Source organism: Rothia nasimurium, assembly GCF_049068285.1.
Taxonomy (GTDB): Bacteria; Actinomycetota; Actinomycetes; order Actinomycetales; family Micrococcaceae; genus Rothia; species Rothia nasimurium_I.
This window is the reverse complement of sequence record NZ_JBLKPV010000026.1, coordinates 1-327: the sequence shown is the minus strand read 5'-3', so window position 1 is coordinate 327 and position 327 is coordinate 1. Positions and strand designations below refer to the sequence as shown.

The following is a 327-nucleotide window of genomic DNA, read 5'->3' as shown; positions in this document are numbered from 1 at the left end:
TGTTGGGTTGTTGTTGCTGCCCCTGTGTGGGGTGGTTCATCGTAGGTTTACGGTGGTTATAGCGAGAGGGAAACACCCGGTTCCATCCCGAACCCGGAAGTTAAGGCTCTTTGCGCCGATGGTACTGCACTGGTGACGGTGTGGGAGAGTAGGTCACCGCCGGTTTTTGATTGGGATACATGAGGCCCGAGCTGTTTAGCTCGGGCCTTTTTGTTTTAACTGGCTATGATCAATATCTATCTTTCGGGTTATTGGCACCCCTGGCAGTATCCACCTGCAAGAGCCAGCCCGCAGCCTGCCACTGATGGCCTTTTACAAGGCATTTGG

The 327-nt window shown here is 53.5% G+C and carries 1 rRNA gene; it reads left to right on the top strand.

The features are described from left to right. Positions 1–48: 48 nt before the first annotated feature. Positions 49–165: ribosomal RNA gene (gene rrf / locus ACMXX3_RS11710) — 5S ribosomal RNA — on the top strand. Positions 166–327: the final 162 nt, after the last annotated feature.